The 4,517-nt window shown below is 65.1% G+C and carries 3 protein-coding genes and 1 pseudogene; all 4 read right to left on the reverse strand.

The genetic code is table 11. From position 1 onward, the window contains the following. Nucleotides 1-430, reverse strand: a pseudogene (locus AC1D2K_RS30445) (hypothetical protein); the annotation flags it as partial. 425 nt (nt 431-855) lie between these two features. After that, nucleotides 856-1,494, reverse strand: coding sequence for an RICIN domain-containing protein (locus tag AC1D2K_RS30450; RefSeq protein ID WP_478093633.1), 639 nt, complete (start codon nt 1,492-1,494; stop codon nt 856-858). A gap of 186 nt (nt 1,495-1,680) precedes the next feature. Next, nucleotides 1,681-2,901 carry a formylglycine-generating enzyme family protein gene (locus tag AC1D2K_RS30455; protein WP_478093634.1) on the reverse strand — a complete coding sequence of 407 codons (1,221 nt, stop codon included), beginning with the start codon at nt 2,899-2,901 and terminating at the stop codon, nt 1,681-1,683. 110 nt (nt 2,902-3,011) lie between these two features. Beyond that, complete coding sequence (locus AC1D2K_RS30460; protein WP_478093636.1) at nt 3,012-4,442, reverse strand: DUF2252 domain-containing protein; 1,431 nt, start codon at nt 4,440-4,442, stop codon at nt 3,012-3,014. Nucleotides 4,443-4,517: the final 75 nt, after the last annotated feature.

A 4,517-nucleotide genomic window follows, 5' to 3' on the forward strand; every position in this document is an offset into this window, starting at 1 on the left:
CCCTCTCCACCTTGTTGTCGATGGCACCGATCCCGCCCACGAGATAGGGGTGCACGCTGTTCGACTGCCAGCGGTTGATCCCCTGGCGGCCCAGGAAGAACCACTGCGCGTCGAGCGTGCCGCTCCAGTTCTTGTACTTGTTCGTGCTGTTGAAGACGCCAAAGCCGGTGCCGACGTTGCCGTCGAGCTCCTCGTACTGGCCACGCAACTCGATGTTCCAGCTGGGGCTGATCGGCTTGCCAATGGACAAGCCTCCGCCCCAACCGTTGTCGGCGTTGCGGTCACCGTCCGGATGGACGTAGACACCGAAGGGCGTGATGTACCAGCGGTCGTCGAAGTACTGGTCCGCTGTGTACGTGGTCTGCGCAAGGCAGGCGCCATACGGGACGGCAAGAGCACAAAAAGCTGCAAACGTATGTCTGTCGAACATGTAAACCTCACAATGTGAATGTTGATGAACGAAGCCTCAGCCGGAGCCAGTCGAGGCCAACAATAGGGGCGGCCAAGCAAGCCGGCCTGCATATACGCAACCAAATGTTTCGCTCCCTAGCTAGCGAATAACTTTTAGTTTCACTTTGTCAGTCGTTGAAATGTGCTATTTGCGCGTCGGCAACACGCGGCCCGAAGCGGGCGGCGTGTTGCCGCTGGCGCTTGCGGCAAATCGAGATGTTTCTCAGCGGTTTCCGGGAAATTTTCGGGAAGGCCCGGTTCTGCGCCGCTGATGCTCGGCCTGTGGAGACACCTATAGAGCGGTTGCGCAGCACCGATCGGTGGGATGTCGAGAGACGGACGTGCAGCAAGAGTGGCTCATCGGCGTTACTTGGCCAAACTTCAGCCGAGGTTGAGCCCCGCATCTCAATTCTGTACGTCGACCAGTGCCCACTCCTGGTTGACGGCGTTGGGTGTGCTGAATCTCGTCACGCAGTCGCGGGCGTGCAAGCCTGCGCCTTGTTCGGGCAGTGCCGACAGCTGAACGTCCGCCGCATCCAGGCACCGCCGTCCGCGGTCGTAATAGTTCTCCAGGACCGTTCGCCGTTCCAGGAGACACAGGCTTCGGACAGGGCATTCGGCCGCCGTCATGGCCACGGGCCGCAACCGCCACAACTGAGAAGCGTCCCCGCTGCATGTCTCCTGGACTACCGCCGCGCCGGACTGGAACCCACGGGTCCTCAGACACTTCCCTGAATGTCTCGCCCGCAGCATGAACCACTGTTCTTCCAAGGGCTCCGAAATGCCGGATCGAGGCAGCCGTTGGACGCTGAACTGCTGGCTCGGGCCGCCGTAGTGCGGCCAAAGGACAACCGGCGCACCATCATCCATCCGGCGCGCAAGGACTTCGGCCATCATGAGCGTGCCGGAATTGACCACGTAAAAGTAGGGGACGTCGGCAGCAGCGGTCAGAGGCATCGCGGCAAGCGCCGACGTGGCGACCAAAATCAGTGTGACAGCGAGGCGAGACTTGGAACTGCGAAGCGCGATGCGACCAGCATGCATGACAACCTCCGTCCGCGACGCGCCTGCCTCGGTGCCCCAACCGCTGCGACACCGCCTGCCAAGTCCGGAAGCTGCAAGACTGAACCTTCCGCCTTCATGCGTCAATATGGCTGAGGTGGCGCCCTGCCCGCAATCAAGACCGTAAGTCGACCGACAGCGAATGGGGGAATCGGTCGTTGAAAGCCTCTACGGAGTGCCTTTGTATCTCGTCGGCTGTGCCGGCCCCATCGGCCGCACGGTGCGTGCTGGCGGATCGCGCGTTGCGCCTGACGGCAGCGCCGCTCGCCGTTGGGTCCATGTGTCGGCATCCATCACCAGCCGGAATCCAAGGTGGGACATGCTGGTATAGGGGTCGGTGCCGCGCCGCGCGCTCGGGCGGTAGCTCATGCAGTAGTCCTCGTTGCACAGGAAGGAGCCGCCGCGCGTCACGCGCCTGGGCGCGCCGACCGGGACGCCAGGCTCGCTGGGTTCCCAACTGTCCGACGGCCCCTGTGAATCGACCTGCACGTTGCCGCTCCTGAGCACGCGCGCGAACTGGTCGGCGCGATACCAGTCGGCCACCCACTGCCAGGCGTTGCCGGTCATGTCCTGGAGCCCGTAGCCGTTGGCCGGAAAGGTGCCGATCGGGCTGGTGCCGACGGCGCCGCCGGCCTTGGCGCTGATCACCGGGAACGGGCGGCTCTGCTGGCCCTGCCAGACATTGGCCATCTGCTTGCCGCCGGGCGCGAAATCCTCGCCCCAGACGTAGGTGGCCTGCTCGAGCCCACCGCGCGCGGCGAACTCCCATTCGGCTTCGGTGGGCAGGCGCTTGCCGGCCCACTTCGCGTAGGCCAGCGCATCGTCGTGGCTGACCTGCACCACCGGATGATCGTCCTTGTCCAAGATGCTGCTGCCCGGGCCCTGCGGATGGCGCCAGTCGGCGCCCGGCACATAGCGCCACCAGCGGGAGAAGTCGCGGTAGTCCACCGCGGCGGGCGTGCCCACGAACACCATGGCGCCGGCCACGAGCTGCGCGTCTGGCGGGCGCTGCGTTCCGGGCATCACCTGCGGCGCGATGGTGTCCCAGTCGGGCTTGCGCTCTGCGGTGGTGACGTAGCCGGTGGCGTCGATGAAGCTGCGGAACTCCTCGTTGGTCACATGGTGGCGGTCCATCCAGAAGCCTTTGACGCGCGCGAGGTGCGCGGGGCGTTCGTTGGGCTGAGCCAGCTTGCTGTCGCTGCCCATGCGGAAGTCGCCCCCGGGCACCCATGCCATGCCGGCCGGGCCCTGCGTGCCGTCTCCGATGACCACGCGCGGCGCGCCGGCAGTATCGCCGCGCTCCCACCACTGGGCGACCGCGAAATAGCCAGCCGCCGCCGGGAGCACCGCCGCGATCACCAACGCCGCTACCGTTCGCCAGCCGCGCACTGAAGCCCGGACTGGCCGCGCGGGGATCGTCGATGGCGTCGGTGCCCGAGCCTTGCCCGCATTCGGCTGGGCGATTGGCGTGCGCCTCCTGCCTCGCTTGCTCATGGTGCTCATTCGGGCTCGATCACCACGTCCACCCGCCCTGACTGCACGGCCTTCCTCAAGACGTCGTGATCGCGCTCGCTCTGGTCCGCATAGGCCGTGGCGAACTGGGCGATCGCCGTGTCGAAGACGTCGCTCTTGCCAAGGTAGCCGCTGATGGCGGCCGGCTCGCCGGAGCGGGCGTGGGCGCGCGCCAGCGTCCAGGCGCACACGGCCGCATAGTCGATCATCAAACTTGGCGTGAAAAGTTCGACGAGGGCGCCGAGCTTCATGTCCCGCAACTGGCGAATGTAGAAATGCCGGCCGAGGTTGCCCTGTGTCCACCCGAGGAAGATGTCGCTCGCCGACTGGATGAGCCTGTATCCGGCGACGACCCGCTGGCCATGGTTGGCGTGCAGGCTCTTGCCGGCATACGGCTCGAGCACGGATGCGCGAGCCTCCTTGACTTGAAGAAAAAGCGGGTCGCCTTCGCCAGCCATCAGCAATATCACGGCGCAGTAGGTTCCCACGCTGCCGACACCCACCACCTTCATTGCCAGATCCTTGAGGTCGTATCGGTCGAGCAGCCAGCGCCGGTCTTCCTGGATCGACTCCCGATAAGCAGCAAAGCCCTCTTTGGCACGCTCGAGGTAGTTTTCCGATTCCTTGCCCGCCAAGTGGAAGATCAGGGGCGGGTTGTCCTTGATGCGCGGCACTTCGCCCGCCATCTCGGCAAGCTTCGGAAAGTCGTGCTCGAGTACGCTCCGCTCGCGCGCCGCGGCAGTGCGCTTCTGCATGCGCTTTCGGGCGTCCTCGTCCGTCACTGTGGCCAGTACTTTCTTGACGTCGATGCTCGAATACCAGACCTCCAGTGCCGACATCTTGCTGTACTCGGCCATGCGCTCGTGATACGAGCGGGCGCAGGCCAGAACGGTGTCGCGTGCCATGTCCTCGCTGAAGTGATTGTTGCGGCAGGCCAGCACGAAGCTGGCAGCCAGGCGTTGCACATCCCACTCCCAGGGAGCCGGCAGGGTCTCGTCCATGTCGTTGATGTCGAAGATCGCGCGCCGCTCCGGCGTCGCGAAGGCGCCGAAGTTCATCAGGTGGCAGTCGCCGCAGGCCTGCACGCGAAGCCCGGTCGCGGGCGTCGCCGCAAGGTCCGCGGCCATGTTGAGCGCGGCGCCGCGGTAGAAGGTGAAGGGCGAGCGCACCATGCGCCCGAAGCGGATCGGGATCAGATCCGGCATTCGTCCAACGTTGGATTCCTGCAAAAGCTGCAGGGGATCCGGGCGATCGGCGGGCGGCTTCCAGGCTGCGAGGGATTCGCGGGGACAAGTGCCGCGAAGTCTCTTGCCCATCGCCTGTAGATCGGCGCGCGAAGGACGCGGGGGGCGTGGCTCGCCAGCAAGCTTCGGCTGCGCTCTTGACGCTCGGTGTGCCTTGTTCAGATCTTTCGCCATGAGGGACTCCTTTGGAYCGGCCAGTCGTCACCTATACGAGCACCTTCAGCAATGCATCGAGCACTTGCTGCGGCG

The sequence above is a fragment of the Variovorax sp. P1_H12_2 genome, assembly GCF_056405335.1.

Excerpts from the sequence above, each read along its gene's own strand:
- AC1D2K_RS30450 (WP_478093633.1), bottom strand. The coding sequence starts at position 1,494 with ATGCATGCTGGTCGCATCGCGCTTCGCAGTTCCAAGTCTCGCCTCGCT.
- AC1D2K_RS30460 (WP_478093636.1), bottom strand. The coding sequence starts at position 4,442 with ATGGCGAAAGATCTGAACAAGGCACACCGAGCGTCAAGAGCGCAGCCG.